This window comes from Patulibacter defluvii, assembly GCF_034096925.1.
Classification (GTDB): Bacteria; Actinomycetota; Thermoleophilia; order Solirubrobacterales; family Solirubrobacteraceae; genus Patulibacter; species Patulibacter defluvii.
Genome location: NZ_JAWZSQ010000007.1, coordinates 143543 through 159547, shown reverse-complemented (window position 1 = coordinate 159547; position 16005 = coordinate 143543). Strand labels below are relative to the sequence as shown.

Genomic DNA, 16005 nt, shown 5'->3' with positions numbered 1-16005 from the left:
GGGCGCTCAGTCGGCGCGCTTGACGGCGTGGCCGCCGAACTGGTTGCGGAGGGCGGCCAGCACCCGGCTGGCGTAGTCGTCCTCCCCGCGCGAGCCGAAGCGGGCGAAGAGCGCGGCGGTGATTGCCGGCACCGGCACGTCGTGGTCGATCGCGGCCTCGATCGTCCAGCGGCCCTCGCCGGAGTCGTCGACCCACGGCTCGAGCCCGTCGAGGCCGGTGCCCTCGGCCTCGAACGCCCGCGCCGCCAGCGCGTTCAGCCACGAGCGGACGACCGAGCCCTGCTCCCACAGGTGGGCGACCTTCGCCAGGTCGAGGTCGGGATCGTTCTTGCGCAGCAGCGCGTAGCCCTCGGCGAAGGCCTGCATCACCCCGTACTCGATCCCGTTGTGGACCATCTTCACGAAGTGGCCGGAGCCGGAGGGGCCGACGTGCTCCCAGCCGCGGTCGCCGATCACGTGCCGCGACTCCTCCACGGTCTCCGGGGCCAGCGCGTCGAGGATCGGGGCCAGCCGCGCGACCGCCTCGTCGGGGCCGCCGACCATCATGCAGTAGCCGGCGTCGAGGCCCCAGACGCCGCCCGACGTGCCGACGTCCAGGTAGTGGACGCCCTTCGGGGCCAGCGCGGCCGCCCGCGGCTCGTCGTCGGTCCAGCGGCTGTTGCCGCCGTCGACGATCGCGTCGCCGGCCTCCAGCAGCGCGCCGAGCGCGTCGACGGTCGACTGGGTCGGGTCGCCGTGGGGGACCATCACCCAGACGTGGCGGGGGGCGTCGAGCGTCGCCACCAGCTCCTCCAGCGAGCCGACCGGGCGGGCGCCGGTCTCCGCGCCGAGCGCGCGGGTCAGGTCGGTGTCGCGGTCGTAGGCGACGACGTCGTGGCCCGCACGGCGCAGCCGCCGGACCATGTTGCCGCCCATCTTGCCGAGTCCGACGAAGGCGATCTGCATCAGCGGTGCTCCTCGATCGCGGTCACGAGCGCGTCCAGCCCCTCGGGCCAGTCGCTTCCCAGGTCGACCCGCAGCGCCTGCCGGTCGCGACCCACGAGCGTGCGCAGGTCGCCGGCCGACTGGGCGCGGAACAGGGTCCCGAAGTCGTAGTCCGCGCCGGGGATCGAGACCGCGGCGCGGGGGTCGTGCTCGAGCAGCAGGAAGCGGCCGCCCGGCGGCCCGCCCTTGTGCAGCTGCCCGGTCGAGTGCAGGTAGCGGGGACCGAAGCCGGCGGTGACGGCGGCGTCGGTGCGGGCGGCGAGCGCGGCCCGCAGCCGGTCGACCGCCTCGGCGGCGCCGTCGCTCGGCGGCAGGTAGGCGAGGATCGCCAGGTAGCCGGGGGCGGTGAGCCCGTCGAGCAGGCCGAGGATCGACCCGGCGTCGGCCTCGGGCGCCTCGGGCACCGCCTGGCCGGCGGCGATCTCGGCCAGGACCGCCTGGGTCGCGTCCTTCGCGGCCTGCACGTCGGGCTGGTCGAAGGGGTTGATCCCCAGGCCCCAGCCGGCGATCGCGACCGCCACCTCGGCCGCGGCGAAGGCGGCGCCGAGCGCGCCCGGCCCGTCGACGGTCAGCTCCAGCACCGGGACGCCGGCCGCGGCCGCCGCGGCCAGCTCGTCCTCGAGCGTCGGGTCGGGCCCCCCGGGCGGATCGGCGGCCCGCAGCACCAGCAGCTGGCGGTCGGGGCCGAGGGTGCCGCCGCCGGAGCGGGCCTCGTCGATCACCGGCAGCAGGCCGTGGCCGTGCTTGCCCGTCGACTCGGCCACCAGCTGCTCCAGCCAGAGGCCGAACCAGGCCAGCCGCGGATCCTCGACCCGCAGCGCCAGCTTGTCGCGGCCGCCGGCGGCGAGCGCGGCCAGCGCGACCCCGAGCCGGACGGCGGCGTTGTCGGCCAGCGGCATCCGGGCGCCGTCGAGCGCGGCCTGGCCGCCGCCGAGCAGGTGCTCCAGGTCGGCCCCGACCAGCGCCGCCGGCACCGTCCCGAACGGCGACAGCGCGCTGTAGCGGCCGCCGATCTCCGGGTCGCCGTGGAGGATGGCCCGGAAGCCGTGCTCCCGGGCCAGCCGCTCCAGCCCCGAGCCGGGGTCGGTGACGGCGACGAAGGCGTCGCCGTGGGGGTGGCGCTCCCAGAAGTGGCGGAAGAGCGAGAGCGTCTCGACGGTGCCGCCGGACTTGGTCGAGACCAGCACCAGCGTCCGCTCGGCCTCGGTCGCGGCGTCGGCGGTCGCGACCGCGTCGGGATCGGTCGAGTCGAGCAGCCGCAGGTGCAGGTGCGGCCGGTGGTCGTCGCCGGCGCGGTGGTGCGACCAGCGCCAGATCACCTCGGGCGCCAGCGACGAGCCGCCCATCCCGGCCAGGATCACGTCGGTGAAGCCGTCGGCGACGACCTCGGCGGCCAGCGTCTCGAGCGCCTCCCGCTGCTCCAGCCCGGTGGTCGGCGCGTCGAGCCAGCCGAGCCGATCGGCGACCTCGGGCTGCCCGGCCGGTCCCCAGAGGGTCGGATCGCGCTCCCACAGCCGCTCGACCACGCGCTCGGCGGCGGCGCGCTCCAGCAGCTGCTCGACGGCGGCGGCCTGGTCGCCGTCCAGCCGCCAGCGCAGCGTCGGCGGCACGGGGGAGGGGGAAGGGGTCTCGGTCATCGCGTGCGCGTCTCCTCGATGCGGGCCAGCAGGGCGGCGCCGCGGACCCCGGCCTGGGGCCCGTGCTGGGCGACGCGGATCTCGGTCTCGCTGCCGAGGCCGGGCAGCAGCAGCCGGCGGGCCGCGGCGCGCGCGGGACCGACCAGCAGCTCGCCGGCGCGGGAGACCCCGCCGCCGACGACCACGACCTCGGGCTCGATCAGGGTGATGGCGGCGGCGATCCCGATCCCGACCCGCTCGCCGAGGATCGCCAGCGCCTCGATCGCGGACGGCTCGCCCGCCTCGGCGGCGTCGGTCACGGCCATCCCGTCCTCGTACCCGCGCTCGCGCGCGAGCCGGTCGAGCGCGCGGCCGCTGGCCCAGGTCTCGAGCGAGGTCGGCAGCGGGGCGCTGCCGGCGGCCGGGGCGCCGGTGGACGGGTCGGCGGCGATCGTCAGGTGGCCGAGCTCGACCGCGGAGGTGCGGGCGCCGTGCAGCGGCCGGCCGTCGAGCACGATCCCGCTGCCGATCCCGGTCCCGACGGTGACCCCGACCAGCGAGCGGTGGAGCAGCTCCAGGTCGTCGCCCCAGGCCTCCGAGAGCGCGGCCAGGTTGCCGTCGTTGTCGACGTGGACCGGCAGCCCCAGCCGTTCGCCGAGCGCGTCGCGCAGGGCGACGTCGCGGAAGGCGGCGATGTTGGTGGTGCTCATCACCCGTCCGTCGGCGATCCGGATCACCGACGGGACGCCGACCCCGACGCCGTCGACCGGGCCGAGCGCGCGGACCATCCGCGCGATCTGGTCGAGCAGCGCCTGGGGATCGTCGACCGCGGTCGGCTCCAGTCGGGAATCGGAGAGGGTCGTGCCGTCGAGCAGGCCGACGGCGACCTTCGTGCCGCCGACGTCCACTCCGGCGGTGCGGCCGGTGCGATCCATCGCCGCGAGGTTCGCACATTCCGGGCCGACGCTCGGCGCCAGGGGGTGAACACCCGCGGCCGCGATTGCGCCCGCTGGAGCAGCGGGGGCCGGCCGGGCCGTGAGACCGGGGGCCGGAAAGCCGGACGGGCGGGGCCGCCACCGGCCCGCATCCGATCGCCGCCCGCGCGCGTAGGGTCGGGTGATGAGCGTGCGACAGCCGGGCCGGATCCTCGTCGCGGGCGCCACGGGCTCGATCGGCCGGCCGCTGGTGGCGGCGCTGGCCGCAGCCGGTCCCGAGGTCCGGGCGCTGGCCCGGCGGCCGGAGCAGGCCGGGCTGCCGGCGACCGTCGAGGTCGTGCCGGGGGACGTCCTCCGCGATCGCGGGCTGGCCGCGGCGCTCGACGGCGTCGACGTGGCGTACTACCTGGTCCACGCGATGGGCCGCGGCAACGACGGCGACTTCGCGGAGCTCGACCGTCGTGGTGCGCGGGCCTTCGGGGCGGCGGCGGAGCGGGCCGGGGTGCGGCGGCTGGTCTACCTGGGCGGGCTCGACGGCGCCGGAGCCGAGCGGTCCCACCACTTGCGCAGCCGGGCCGAGGTCGCGGCGATCCTGGCCCGCCACGTGCCCGAGCCGGTCCACGCCCGCGCGGCGATGGTGATCGCGCCCGACAGCCAGTCGTTCGTGATCCTGCGCAACCTCGTCCGGCGGCTGCCGGTGATGGTCTGCCCGGCGTGGGTCGCGACCCGCAGCCAGCCGATCGCCGGTCGCGACGTGACCGCGGCGCTGGCGACGCTCGCGACCATCCCCGCGGTGCCGGGCGAGGTCCAGCTCGGCGGGGGAGAGGTGCTGACCTACCGCGAGATGATGGCCCGGACGGCGGCCGCCCTCGGCCGGCGGCGGCCGCCGATGCTGCCGGTGCCGGTGATGACGCCGCGGCTGTCGTCGCGCTGGGTGAGCCTCTTCGGCGGCGTCGAGTACCCGCTGGTGCGGCCGCTGGTGGACGGGCTGCGGGCCGAGATGGTGGTGACCGAGCCCCCGCCGCCGGGCGTCAACGACGCCCCGCTCGGCTTCGACGCGGCGGTCCGGGCGGCGATCGACGGCTGAGCGCCGCATCCCCGTCCGGCCGCGCCGGCGCGGCCGAGGGTGGTTGAATCAGCCGCGATGCCGCTGTTCGTCCTGGTGCTGCTGGCCGTGGTCGCCGTCGCGAGCGCCGTGCTGGGCCGGCGACTGCGGACGCGCGAGGCCGTCCAGCAGGTCCGCGTCGGCCGGCTCGTCGACCACACCGGCCGCGACGCGGAGTCCGGCTCGGTCTACTCGATCCAGACCGCGACCCTGACCACGCCGACCGAGAACCTCGACCGGATCTGGACGCCGATGCACCTGGAGCGGCTGGCGCGCTCCTACTGGCACTACATGCAGCGGTTCTCGCTCGGGCTGGTGCGGGTCCACTACGACGACCGCGGCCGCTACGTCTGCCTCTTCTCGCGCCGGATCGTGATGCTCGGCTTCCGCGAGCCGGAGTACGAGTTCACCCCGACGCTGGGGCTGGTGCGGTGGCCGATCACCCACGGCCTGCTGGTCTCGCGACGGGGTCGCGACCGCGGCTTCCTGGAGATCGAGGTCCACCGCCGCGACGGGGTCGAGGATCCCGCCCGGCCCGACCACCCGGGGCCGCTCAGCCAGGCCTACGTCGAGCTCGAGGTCAGCCAGTTCTACCCGGCGATGTCGTCGGGGATCGCCTACTGGATCTACAAGCAGACCCAGTCGCGGTACCACGTGCTGCTGGCCTACGGCTTCATCCGCTCGCTCGCGACCGGCGAGCTGGCCGAGTCGGTGGTCGGCCGCTTCGCCCCCCGCCTGTCCGTCGAGGAGGACGGCCCGACGCCGGAGCGGATCCCGCGCGCGCGGCGCTCGCCCGCGGGGCGCGCGCCGTAGCGACGGGCACTACCGGCGTGTAGCGATGGGCGCTCCACCGCTGTAGCGATAACCGCTACAGCCCTGTAGCGATCGACGCTACAATCCTGCCATGAGCGAGCCAGGGCGTCAGGGCACGCCGTTCCCCTTCGAGGGGCCGGTTCCGCCGTCGCTGATGATCGACCGCCAGCGCGAGCTCGCCCTACTGGCCCGCCGCGCGGCCGATCGCGTCAACGTGCGACTGGTCGCGCCCCGCCGGTTCGGCAAGACCAGCGTCACGCTCGCGCACGCGCGCACGCTGCGCGAGAGCGGCTGGCGGACCGCCCACGTCGACCTCTTCCGGGTGGCCGACGTCACCGACGTCGCGCGCCGGGTCGCCGCCGCCTACGCCGCGCTCGACGTCCCGTGGATCCGGGCCCACCTGTCGGGACTGTTGGCGCGGATCGGCGTCGGGCTCTCGGCCAGCGGACCGACGGTGACGGTCGGGCCTCGGCCGCCGGCCGGGCACGGCGCCGACGCCGAGGCGCTGCTGCTGGAGCTGCTCGACCTGCCGCTGACGCTCTGGAACCGCGACCAGACGCCGACGCTGGTGGTGTTCGACGAGTTCCAGGACCTGCTCGTCGCGCGCCGCGACCTCGACGGGCTGCTGCGGTCGCGGATCCAGTACCACCAGGACGCCGCCGCCTACGTCTTCTGCGGGTCCGAGCCGTCGATGATGCGCGAGCTGTTCGAGGCCCGGGCCCGGCCGCTGTTCGGCCAGGCGACGCCGCTGACGCTGGGACCGCTCCCGCTCGCGGACGTCGCCGCCGAGCTGGCCGCGCGCTACGGCGACGAGGGCCTCGACCCGGGCCTGGCGCTCGGGGAGCTGGTGGCGTTCGCCGCCGGGCACCCCCAGCGGACGATGCTGCTGGCTTACCTGCTGGCCGAGCGGCTGGCCGACGGCCAGCCCGGCACGCCCGCCGTCGCCCGCGAGGTGATCGACGAGGCGATCGCCCAGACCGCCGCCGGCCTGCGGGCGATGTGGAACGGCCTCGACGCCAACGAGCGGGCGGTCCTGGCGGCGATCGCGGACGGCGTCGCGCCCTCGTCGACGGCGCTGGCGGCGTCGCACGGGGTCGCCCGCTCGACGCTCAACAACGCCGCCGAGCGGCTGGTCGACCAGGGCCACCTGCAGCGCGACGGCGATCGCGGGGCGATCGCCGTCGTCGACCCGCTGCTCGCGGAGTGGGTGCGCCAGCGCTAGGAGATCGCGAAGCCGGGACCGGCGCCCGGCATGCTGGCCAGCTTCTCCGGCCGGTGCTGGGCGTGGACGCGGCGGATCGTGTCCGACCCGGCCCGCATCACCACCGACTCGGTGGTGGCGCCGCCCTGGGCACGGCGGCGGACGCCCTGCAGCAACTCGCCGTCGGTGACGCCGGTGGCCGAGAAGAGGCACTGCTCGGCGTTCACCAGCGTGTCCTGGGTCAGCTGGCGATCGAGGTCGTAGCCGCCGGCGATCGCCGCCTGCCGCTCCTCGTCGTTGCGCGGCCAGAGGCGACCGACGATCGCGCCGCCGAGGCACTTGATCGCCGCGGCCGAGATCACGCCCTCCGGCGTGCCGCCGACGCCCCACAGGAAGTCGACGGCGGAGTCGCTCATCACCGCCAGCAGCGAGCCGGCGACGTCGCCGTCCGAGATCAGGCGGACCTTGGCCCCGGCGGCGCGGACGGCCTCGATCTGCTGCTCGTGGCGCGGGCGGTCGAGGGTGATCATCAGCACCTCGCTGATGTCCTTCTGCCGCCGCTCGGCGATCAGGCCGACGGTCTCCACCAGCGGGCGGTCGAGGTCGAGCAGGTCGCCGATGTCGCGGCCGCCGGCCAGCTTCTCCATGTAGACGCAGGGGCCCGGGTCGAACATCGAGCCGCGGGGGGCGATCGCGATCACCGCGAGCGCGTTCGGCTGGCCCTTGGCGGTCAGCGTCGTGCCCTCCAGCGGGTCGACGGCGATGTCGACCTGGGGACCGTCGCCGTTGCCGACGCGCTCGCCGTTGTAGAGCATCGGCGCCTCGTCCTTCTCGCCCTCGCCGATCACGACGATGCCGTCCATCGCGACGGTGTCGAGGACGTGGCGCATGCCGTCGACGGCGGCCTGGTCGGCGGCGATCTTGTCGCCGCGACCGGCCAGGCGCGACGCCGCCAGGGCGGCCGCCTCGGTGGTGCGGACGAGCTCCATCGCGAGCGTGCGGTCGGGCGTGGTGATCATGCTCTCGTTCTCGGCGATCGGTCGGGGAACACGGGGCTGGACGGCGCGTGCCCCGCGACGGCGGGGCACGGACGCTTCACGGCGCGGACCCTATCCGAGCCCGCGGGGACGGCGGATCGAGGCTCAGCGCGCGGCCGGCGCGTTCTGCGGCGTGGCGAGGCGCTTGAGGTCGGCCCGGACCACGTACTGGACCGCGTCGACGCCGGTCACGCCGAGGTCGTCGGCCAGGTTCTTGGTCAGGTCGAAGGTGGCGCCGTTGGCGAACGGGCCGCGATCGATGACCGGGACGACGAAGCTCTCGCCGCCGCGGCGGATCTCCACCTGCGTGCCGCAGGGGAGGGTGCGGTGGGCGACGCCGACGGTGCTCTGCGTCAGCGTCGTGCCGCAGGCGGTCTTGCGGCCGTAGAAGCCGGGGCCGTACCAGGTGGCGCGGGCCTTGGCGAGCACGACGACCTTGACGGTGTCGGCGCTGTTGGCGTCGCCGACGGTGGCGGTGCGGGCCTTGCGGGCGTCGGCCTGGCCGGTCAGCAGCACGCGCAGCTCGTGGTAGCGGATCGCGCGGGTCCGCCAGTTGGCGCGGAACTTGCCGTTGCTGCGGATCTTGGCGATCGCGGCCCGGCGCCAGACGCCCTTCGGGTCCACCCGCTCGACCCGCACGTAGCGGCCGGCGAGGTCGCGGTCGAAGCTGCCGGCGATCTGGACCGGGCGGCCGACGACGGTGGACGGGCTGGCCGACCAGGTGCCGGCGCCGGAGAGGTCCGCGCTGGTGTCGGCCGGCGCGGCGGCGGCGGCCGCGGCGCTCTCGAGCGTCAGGCCACCGGTGCCGTCGGCGGCCAGGGCCGTGGCGGGAAGGAGCGCGGGTACCGCGAGCAGGCCGATGACGGCAGCGCGGCGCGCGAAGTTGCGGGCGATCACGTGATCCTGTTGGTCTCGTTCTGCGCCTACGGGGTGAGCTGTCGGGCTCGCGCTGAACGAGTGCGCTACGGATCGAAATCGACCCGATTCGCCCCAGCGGCCGCCCTTCCGGGCCGGCCGCAGTGGTTCCCCCGCCCCCCGACGAACCGGTCGTCGGGAGCTCGGCGGGCAGGATTATGGCACATCGATCGCGGCGCGCCAGGTCGCCGTCGCGGGCTCCCGGCGCGGGCCGTCGATGGGTACGGTGTCAGCGCGGCGTGATCCGGCGGAGCACGCCGCGGACGATCGACTCGCCGCGGTTGGCGACCGCGCCGACCGCGTCGAGCACGTCGCGCAGGGCCTGGTCCTTCGGCGACGGGGTCGGCTCCGGCGTCGCCCAGCCGGAGCGCGGCGCCTTCGGGACCGGCCGCGCGCGGTCGGCGCCGGAGCTCGCGGTGGGGGCGGGGGCCGCCTGGGGTGCGGCCCGCTTCGGCTTGGCGCCCGCGGCCGGCTTGGTGGTCGCCTTGGCCGCGGCGGCCCGCTTCGGGGCGGCCTTGGCCGGGGCCTTCGCGCGGGTGCCGGCGCCGGCCTTGGCGGTCGTCTTCGCGCTCGTGGCCTTCGGCTTGGCGGTCGCCGTCCGGGCCTTCGGCGCCGCCTTCGCCGTGCCCGACGGGGCCCGCCGGGCGCTCCGTCGCTGGGGCCGGCTGGCGGGCAGGTTGCCGAGGACGCCGTCGGTCGCGGGCGGGTCCTGATCGGGCTTCGCGTCGGCCATCGTCGGCGAATCGTCGCGCAATCGACGCGCGAGTGCACCTTTTCCCGTTCTGCGGTGTATAGGAGTTCGACGGGCCTCGCCGCGCGCGCATCTTGGCGCTTTACGCGTGTAGATGTGCGACGGCAGCCTGTTAGAATGAAGGGACGCTGTCGGTAGCCTGGGCCGCTGTTGCCCGCACCTCTGCTTCGGCCGACGCGCACTCCTCACTGCTTTGCCACTGCCTCCGCCGTCTCCCGGCGGAGCGCCGAAGAGACGCCTCCCTATATGTCTGCAGTCGAACTCCAGGAACTCGAAGAGGTCAAGACGCTGGTCCATCGGGGCCAGACGCTCGGGGTGCTCACGCACGCGGAGGTGCAGAAGGCCATCTCCGAGCTCGACTTCGACGAGTCCGACGTCGAGGACCTGAACACCTACCTCGAGAAGAGCGAGATCGAGCTCGTCGACGAGATCGATCCCGCCCACAGCGCCACGCAGGTCGAGCGCGCGCCCGACAAGCGTGGCCGCAAGAAGCGCCAGGCCACGCCGCTGGACCTCCGTCCCGACATGACGACGGACAGCCTCCAGCTGTTCCTCAAGGACATCGGCAAGGTCCGGCTGCTGACCGCGGCCGAAGAGGTCGACCTCGCCAAGCGGATCGAGCGCGGCGACCTCGACGCCAAGCAGAAGATGGTCGAGTCGAACCTGCGCCTGGTCGTCTCGATCGCCAAGAACTACCGCAACCAGGGCCTGCCCTTCCTCGACCTGATCCAGGAGGGCACGCTGGGCCTCGTGCGTGCGGCGGAGAAGTTCGACTACCGCAAGGGGTTCAAGTTCTCCACCTACGCGACCTGGTGGATCCGCCAGGCGATCGCCCGCGCCCTGGCCGACAAGGCGCGGACGATCCGGATCCCGGTCCACGTCGTCGAGAAGCTGAACAAGATCGGCCGCGCCGAGCGCAAGCTGGTCACCGAGCTGGGCCGTGAGCCGACGCCGGACGAGATCGCCGAGGTCACCGGCATCGACCCCGAGGAGGTCGAGTCGATCAAGCGCTCGGCCCAGGCCCCGGTCTCGCTCGAGAAGCCGGTCGGCGACGAGGAGGAGTCCGAGTTCGGTCAGTTCATCGCCGACGAGCGGGCCGAGTCGCCGTACGAGCGCGCCGCGGAGATCCTGACCAAGGAGCACCTGCGCGAGGCGCTGGAGAACCTGAGCTACCGCGAGCGCCGCGTGCTGGAGCTGCGCTACGGGCTCGGCGGCGAGAAGCCGTGCACGCTGGACGAGGTGGGCCACCGCTTCAACGTCACGCGCGAGCGGATCCGCCAGATCGAGAACCAGTCGCTGAAGAAGCTGCAGTCGCTGGCGGAAGCGCAGAAGCTGCGCGACGTCGCCTAGCCGCGGCCGCGATCGACCGAAACGCGCGAAGGGCGTCCTGCGGGGCGCCCTTCGTCGTTCGTCCGTCCATCCGCGGCCGCCCGCGCGCGGGGACGGATCGGGCAGCGCCGATCCGGTCCCCATGCCGGTCGATCTGCGCACCTGCCTCGCCGCCCTCGTCGCCCAGGACGGCTCCGACCTGCACCTGAAGGTCGACCGCCCGCCGCTGGGCCGGATCGACGGGGTGCTGCGGCCGCTGATGGCCGACCATCCGCCGCTGACCGCCGCCGACACCGAGGGCGTCCTCCAGGCGATGCTGCGCGACGACGAGGCGCGGGCCGCCTTCGCCGCCGAGGACGAGATGGACCTGGCCCACCAGGAGCCCGGGATCGCCCGCCTGCGCGTCAACGCCTTCCGCCAGCGCGGCCACGTCTCGATCGTCTGCCGCGTGGTCCCCGACGAGCCGCGCTCGATCGAGGAGCTGGGCCTGCCGCCGGTGATCGGCGAGCTCGCCGACGAGGAGCGCGGCCTGGTGCTCGTGACCGGCATCACCGGCTCCGGCAAGTCGACCACGCTGGCCGGGATGGTCGACCGGATCAACCGCGCTCGCGAGTGCCACGTGGTCACGATCGAGGACCCGATCGAGATGCTCCACACGGACCGCAAGGCCTCGATCAACCAGCGCGAGGTCGGCGCCGACACCCGCGGCTTCGGCCAGGCCCTGCGCCGCGTCCTGCGCCAGGACCCCGACGTGATCCTGATCGGCGAGCTGCGCGACGAGGAGACCGTCCGCGCCGCGCTCTCGGCCGCCGAGACCGGCCACCTGGTGCTCTCGACCGTCCACACCCTCGACGCGACCGGGGCCGTCGACCGGCTAGTCGGCTTCTTCCCGCCCCACCAGCACCAGCAGATCCGCGAGGCGCTGGCCCTGACCCTCCAAGGCGTCGTCAGCCAGCGGCTGGTCCCGCTCGCCGCCGGCAAGGGCCGGCTGGCCGTCTGCGAGGTCCTGCGGGCGACCGGGCTGGTCCGCGACATCGTCCGCGACTCGGCCCGCCTCGGCGAGCTGAGCCAGGTGATCGCCGAGGGCAAGCACTACGGGATGCAGACCTTCGACCAGGCCCTCTGCCGGTTCGTGCTCGACGGCCGCGTGAGCCATGACGACGCGATGCGGGCCGCCGCCCGGCCCCACGACCTGGAGCTGCTGCTGCGCGCCGACGGCCGGATGGGGACCTCGATGGACGACGTCGCCGACCAGCAGCGGCGGGCCGCCGGCGGCGAGGAGCGGGAGACCGCGCTGCCCGCCGTCTGACCGCGACGGCCTCCGCCGCGCCCCGCGAGCGGAGATCCCTGCTGTGCCCAATGCTTCATTCGGTAAAGTCACGGCATGCCCGTCGATCCGACATGCCCCGTGTGCCGGACCGCAGAGATCGTCTGCGGGAAGTGGACGCTGCTCCTGATCCGCGACCTGGCCGAGGGCCACACGCGCTTCTGCGAGCTGGAGCGGTCGCTGGGCGGGATCAGCCCCCGCACCCTCTCGCTGCGCCTGCGGGCGCTGGAGGACGAGGGGATCGTCGAGCGCCAGACCTTCCCCGAGGTCCCGCCGCGGGTCGAGTACGCGCTGACCGCCAAGGGCCTGGCGCTGCTGCCGATCATCGAGGGCATGCGCGAGTACGGCAGCCGCTGGCTCGGCGGGGCCGACGAGTGCGCCGCGGTCGACGTCGCGGACGCCCCGGCGCCGCTGGCCGTCAACGCCTGATCGGGCGCCCGCGGGGCCCGGCCCCGATCTTGCAGTCCTTGCGACCTTCGTCCCGGACCGGAACTCTCGGGGCGGTCCCCGGTTGGGACCTTCGATGGAGCAGGTCGTTCCCCCAGACGGTCACCGCTGCGGCTGTGGCGCGCACGCCCACGATCCCGGATCCCCGGACCGCCTGACCCGTCGCGGCGTGGTCCGCGCCGGAGCGACGCTCGGTGCCGCGATCTGGCTCGGCGGCGCGGCCGGCGCCGATCCCGTGGCGGCCGCCACCCGTGGCCGCGGTCTGGTCGTGCCCCGCTCGCAGCTGCGGCCGGGACGGGTGGTCGGCCTCCGCGCCCCGCGCCGCTTCGACCTGCTCGGCGGGTCGCTCGACGCGCTCCGCGGATCCGGGGTCGAGGTCCGCACCCGCCCCCGCGGCGGACGCTGGAGCCGCTGGACCGCGCTCAGCGACCACGGCGGCCACGCCCCCGACGGCGAGCGGAGCGCGATCAGCGACCCCGTCTGGTTCGGCGGCGCCGACGAGCTGCAGCTGCGGACCCGCCGCCAGCCGCGCCACGACCTGGCGCTCGAGCTGGTCTCGGTGCCGGCCGCCGAGCAGCGGGCCGGCGCCCGCGCCACCGCCCGCGCCGTCGCCGAGGGCGGGGTCCACGTCGCCGCCCCGCGCAACGCCGGCGAGGCGACCGCGACCCTCCGCGCGGCCCAGCCGACGATCGTCCCGCGCGCGGCCTGGGCCGGGAACCTGAAGCCGAAGTCCGGCCCCGACATGGGCCAGGTGCAGGTGGCGTTCGTCCACCACACCGTCAACGGCAACACCTACCAGCCGGAGCAGAGCGCCGGGATCGTGCGTGCGATCGCCGAGTACCACATGCGCTCGAACGGCTGGAACGACATCGGCTACAACTTCCTCGTCGACCGCTTCGGCCAGATCTTCGAGGGCCGCGCCGGCGGGATCGACCAGCCGGTGGTCGGGGCCCAGGCGGTCGGCTGGAACAGCCTCTCGACCGGGATCGCGATCATCGGCACCTTCGACGGCGAGCCGGCCCCGGACGCCGCGCTGAACGCGGTCGCGGCGCTGATCCGCTGGAAGCTCCCGCTCCACGGGGCGCCGACCGCGGGCACCGTCCCGCTGGTCTCGGTCGGTGGCGCCGGCAACCGCTGGGCGAAGGGCGCCACGGTCGCCATGAATCGCGTCAGCGGCCACCAGGACGGCTGCTCGACCGACTGCCCCGGCCGCGCGCTCTACGGCCAGCTGCCGACCCTCCGCAGCCGCGTCGGCGGCTCGGCCGGGCCACCCCCGACCACGCTCTCGCTCGACGTCCAGAAGGAGATCGTCGAGTACGGCGGGACGCTGGGCGTCAGCGGCCGGCTGGCGATCGGCGGCGCCGGCGTCGGCGGCTCGCAGGTGGTGGTCGAGAAGAAGAGCCCGTCCGGCCAGTGGGTGCCGATGGCGACGGCGACCACCGACGGCTCCGGCAACTGGGACGCGCGGGTGCGGTGGAAGCGGTCGAGCCCGATCCGCGCCCGCTCCGGCGGGGTCGTCTCGAAGCAGGCGACGCCCCCGATCGCGCCCAAGTTCAGCCTCACGCAGCCCTCGCGCCACGTCCGCAAGGGCAACTCGTTCAAGGTCACGGGCCGCGCCCAGGGGACCGACGCGATCGAGGTGATCCTCCAGCGCAAGGTCTCCGACACCCGCTTCCCGGTCGTCTACCGGCGGCGGCTGAAGCTGAAGGGCTCGCGCTTCACGCTGCGGGTGCCGGTGCGGCGGACCGGGCTCCAGCGGGTGGTCGCCCAGACCCGCTCGGGCGGCAAGCTGTTCCAGTCGCCGCGCCGCTACCTGCGCGGGGTCTAGTGGTGATGGTGGTGGTGGCCGTCGCCGAGGGCGGCGGTCGGCACCCGGCCGACCAGCACCGCGGCCAGCGCCGTCGAGAGCGGCACCGCCAGGATCAGCGCGATGCTGCCGACGAGGGTCGAGACGATCGGCTCGGCCAGCCGCGAGTCGTTGATCGCGTCGCCGAACGGAACCCCGTTGGCCGACACGATCAGCAGGATCGGCAGCGTCGCTCCGGCGTAGGCCAGCACCAGCGTGTGGATCGTCGCCGCTAGGTGGTCGCGGCCGACGGTGAACGCCTCGCGGTAGAGCCGGCGGGCCGAGAGCCGCGGGTCGGTGCGGTGGAGCGCCGCCACCGTCGAGACCTGCGAGACGACCGTGTCGGTCAGGACCCCGAGCGCGCCGATCACCATCCCGGCCAGGACGATCCCCTGCAACGGCAGGTGGCCGCCGCTCTGGAGCGAGAACGAGCTCAGCTCGCCGTCCTTGCCGTCGAGCGCGGCCAGGTCGGTCCAGAGCACGCCGAGCAGGCCCGCGGCGACCAGCGCGACGCCGATCCCGGTCACCGCCGCCAGGCTCTGGGTGGTGACGCCGTAGGTCAGGCCGGTGGTGATGAACATCACCGCCAGCGCCCCGACCACCGCCACCAGCACCGGCGAGCCGCCGTCGAGGATCGCCGGCACCAGCCACAGCACCACCAGCCCCATGCTGAAGGCGGTCCCGGCCAGCGCCAGCAGCCCGCGGCCACGGGCGACGACGGCGCCGAGCAGCGCGAACAGGACCGCCAGCCAGACCAGCGAACCGTGGCGGTCGACCCCGACGAACGAGTAGGCGGGGCCCTCGCCGCCGATCCCGGCCGCCGCCGGGTCGCTGCCCTCGGGCCCGGTCGGCTGCGGCGCCACCCGCACGTCGTCGCCGGGATGCAGCTCGGGGCTGACCTCGGGCGGGCCGAGCACCACCGGCACCAGCTGGCCGCGGTCCGCGCCCTCGGCGATCCGCAGGTGGGCGGTCGCACAGCGCTGCTCGGTCGGGCCGCCGCAGGAGGCGGTCGTCACCCGGTCGACGGTCGCCGCGACCGTCTTCTGGGCGCCACCCTCGATCTTCGGGCCGCTGCCGTCCGGCCACAGCACCGCCAGCCCGACGACGGTCAGCAGGGCGACGACGGCGACCGCCCCGACGAGCGCCCGTCCCGCGCGACTGGTCAGGAGCGTGCGCAGGGGGGAGTCGGCGGCCATCCCGGCCTGGTTCGGCCCGGGGGGCGGGGGTCCTGCCTGCGCCCCTAGGCGGCGTCGCGGCAGGCCGCGCAGCGGCCGTGGAGGACCACGTCGTGGCCGGTGATCTCGAAGCCGGCGGCCTCGCTCAGGCGGGCGATCGACTGCTCCAGCCCGTCGTCGGTGAAGGGCACGACGGCGCCGCAAGCCTGGCAGACCAGGTGGTGGTGATGGTGGTCGGGCGCCAGCCGCTCGTAGCGGGCGATGCCCTGGCCGACCTCGATCCGCTGGACCAGGTGCAGCTGCTCCAGCTCGTCGAGCACGCGGTAGATGCTGGCCCGGCCGACGGTCCGGTCCTGGGCCCGCAGCTCGTCCTCGATCTCGAGCACGGTGCGGGCGCAGCGCTGCTGGTCGAGCAGGTCGAGCAGCGTGGTGCGGGCGCCGCCGCGGCGGTAGCCGGCGTCCGCGAGCCGTTCCTCGGCCCGGCGGCGCCACGCCGTCGGTGCGTCGGTGGTGGTCACCCCTCC

Annotated in this window: 15 protein-coding genes and 1 riboswitch; of the genes, 7 read left to right on the top strand and 8 right to left on the bottom strand. The window is 75.0% G+C overall.

Annotation, left to right across the window (positions count from 1 at the left end):
• Positions 1-6: 6 nt before the first annotated feature.
• The 3 genes from gnd to SH587_RS09815 are packed head-to-tail and all read right to left on the bottom strand — an operon-like array spanning position 7 to position 3535.
• On the bottom strand, positions 7-945 hold the full coding sequence (gnd, locus tag SH587_RS09825) for a phosphogluconate dehydrogenase (NAD(+)-dependent, decarboxylating) (protein ID WP_320670422.1): 939 nt from the start codon (positions 943-945) through the stop codon (positions 7-9).
• Positions 945-2621 carry a phosphoglucose isomerase-related protein gene (locus tag SH587_RS09820; protein WP_320670421.1) on the bottom strand — a complete coding sequence of 559 codons (1677 nt, stop codon included), beginning with the start codon at positions 2619-2621 and terminating at the stop codon, positions 945-947. The genes gnd and SH587_RS09820 overlap by 1 nt, the downstream gene beginning before the upstream one ends.
• On the bottom strand, positions 2618-3535 hold the full coding sequence (locus tag SH587_RS09815; RefSeq protein ID WP_320670420.1) for an ROK family protein: 918 nt from the start codon (positions 3533-3535) through the stop codon (positions 2618-2620). Before SH587_RS09815 ends, SH587_RS09820 begins: the two co-directional genes overlap by 4 nt.
• 184 nt (positions 3536-3719) lie before the next feature.
• Here SH587_RS09815 and SH587_RS09810 point away from each other — a divergent pair, with 184 nt between their 5' ends.
• The 3 genes from SH587_RS09810 to SH587_RS09800 all read left to right on the top strand — a co-directional run bounded on the left by SH587_RS09810 (position 3720) and on the right by SH587_RS09800 (position 6675).
• The gene (locus tag SH587_RS09810; protein WP_320670419.1) at positions 3720-4622 is read left to right on the top strand and encodes an NAD(P)H-binding protein; all 903 of its coding nucleotides are present in this window, start codon (positions 3720-3722) and stop codon (positions 4620-4622) included.
• 57 nt (positions 4623-4679) lie between these two features.
• Positions 4680-5453: a hypothetical protein gene (locus SH587_RS09805; protein WP_320670418.1), complete on the top strand. Its 774-nt coding sequence runs from the start codon at positions 4680-4682 to the stop codon at positions 5451-5453.
• Positions 5454-5544: 91 nt separating this feature from the next.
• On the top strand, positions 5545-6675 hold the full coding sequence (locus SH587_RS09800; protein ID WP_320670417.1) for an AAA family ATPase: 1131 nt from the start codon (positions 5545-5547) through the stop codon (positions 6673-6675).
• Here the strand turns inward: SH587_RS09800 and glpX are convergent.
• From glpX to SH587_RS09785, 3 genes are all read right to left on the bottom strand, one after another.
• Positions 6672-7673, bottom strand: coding sequence for a class II fructose-bisphosphatase (gene glpX / locus SH587_RS09795; protein ID WP_320670416.1), 1002 nt, complete (start codon positions 7671-7673; stop codon positions 6672-6674). The genes SH587_RS09800 and glpX overlap by 4 nt on opposite strands.
• A 123-nt stretch (positions 7674-7796) precedes the next feature.
• The gene (locus SH587_RS09790) at positions 7797-8588 is read right to left on the bottom strand and encodes a septal ring lytic transglycosylase RlpA family protein (protein WP_320670415.1); all 792 of its coding nucleotides are present in this window, start codon (positions 8586-8588) and stop codon (positions 7797-7799) included.
• A gap of 9 nt (positions 8589-8597) precedes the next feature.
• Positions 8598-8765, bottom strand: a riboswitch (cyclic di-AMP (ydaO/yuaA leader).
• A 70-nt stretch (positions 8766-8835) separates the two neighbouring features.
• Positions 8836-9339 carry a hypothetical protein gene (locus tag SH587_RS09785; protein ID WP_320670414.1) on the bottom strand — a complete coding sequence of 168 codons (504 nt, stop codon included), beginning with the start codon at positions 9337-9339 and terminating at the stop codon, positions 8836-8838.
• A 264-nt stretch (positions 9340-9603) separates the two neighbouring features.
• On the opposite strand from SH587_RS09785, the gene SH587_RS09780 reads away from it, so the two are divergent.
• The 4 genes from SH587_RS09780 (at position 9604) to SH587_RS09765 (ending at position 14288) form a co-directional block, all read left to right on the top strand.
• The gene (locus SH587_RS09780) at positions 9604-10707 is read left to right on the top strand and encodes a sigma-70 family RNA polymerase sigma factor (RefSeq protein WP_320670413.1); all 1104 of its coding nucleotides are present in this window, start codon (positions 9604-9606) and stop codon (positions 10705-10707) included.
• A 121-nt stretch (positions 10708-10828) separates the two neighbouring features.
• Positions 10829-11995, top strand: coding sequence for a type IV pilus twitching motility protein PilT (locus tag SH587_RS09775; protein ID WP_320670412.1), 1167 nt, complete (start codon positions 10829-10831; stop codon positions 11993-11995).
• 99 nt (positions 11996-12094) lie between these two features.
• Positions 12095-12442 carry a winged helix-turn-helix transcriptional regulator gene (locus SH587_RS09770; protein ID WP_320670411.1) on the top strand — a complete coding sequence of 116 codons (348 nt, stop codon included), beginning with the start codon at positions 12095-12097 and terminating at the stop codon, positions 12440-12442.
• A gap of 187 nt (positions 12443-12629) precedes the next feature.
• Positions 12630-14288: an N-acetylmuramoyl-L-alanine amidase gene (locus tag SH587_RS09765; RefSeq protein ID WP_320670410.1), complete on the top strand. Its 1659-nt coding sequence runs from the start codon at positions 12630-12632 to the stop codon at positions 14286-14288.
• On the opposite strand, the gene SH587_RS09760 is transcribed toward SH587_RS09765, so the two are convergent.
• Positions 14285-15502: a YibE/F family protein gene (locus SH587_RS09760; protein WP_320670409.1), complete on the bottom strand. Its 1218-nt coding sequence runs from the start codon at positions 15500-15502 to the stop codon at positions 14285-14287. The genes SH587_RS09765 and SH587_RS09760 overlap by 4 nt on opposite strands.
• Before the next feature lie 44 nt (positions 15503-15546).
• Positions 15547-15999 carry a Fur family transcriptional regulator gene (locus tag SH587_RS09755; RefSeq protein ID WP_320670408.1) on the bottom strand — a complete coding sequence of 151 codons (453 nt, stop codon included), beginning with the start codon at positions 15997-15999 and terminating at the stop codon, positions 15547-15549.
• Between the last annotated feature and the right edge of the window lie 6 nt (positions 16000-16005).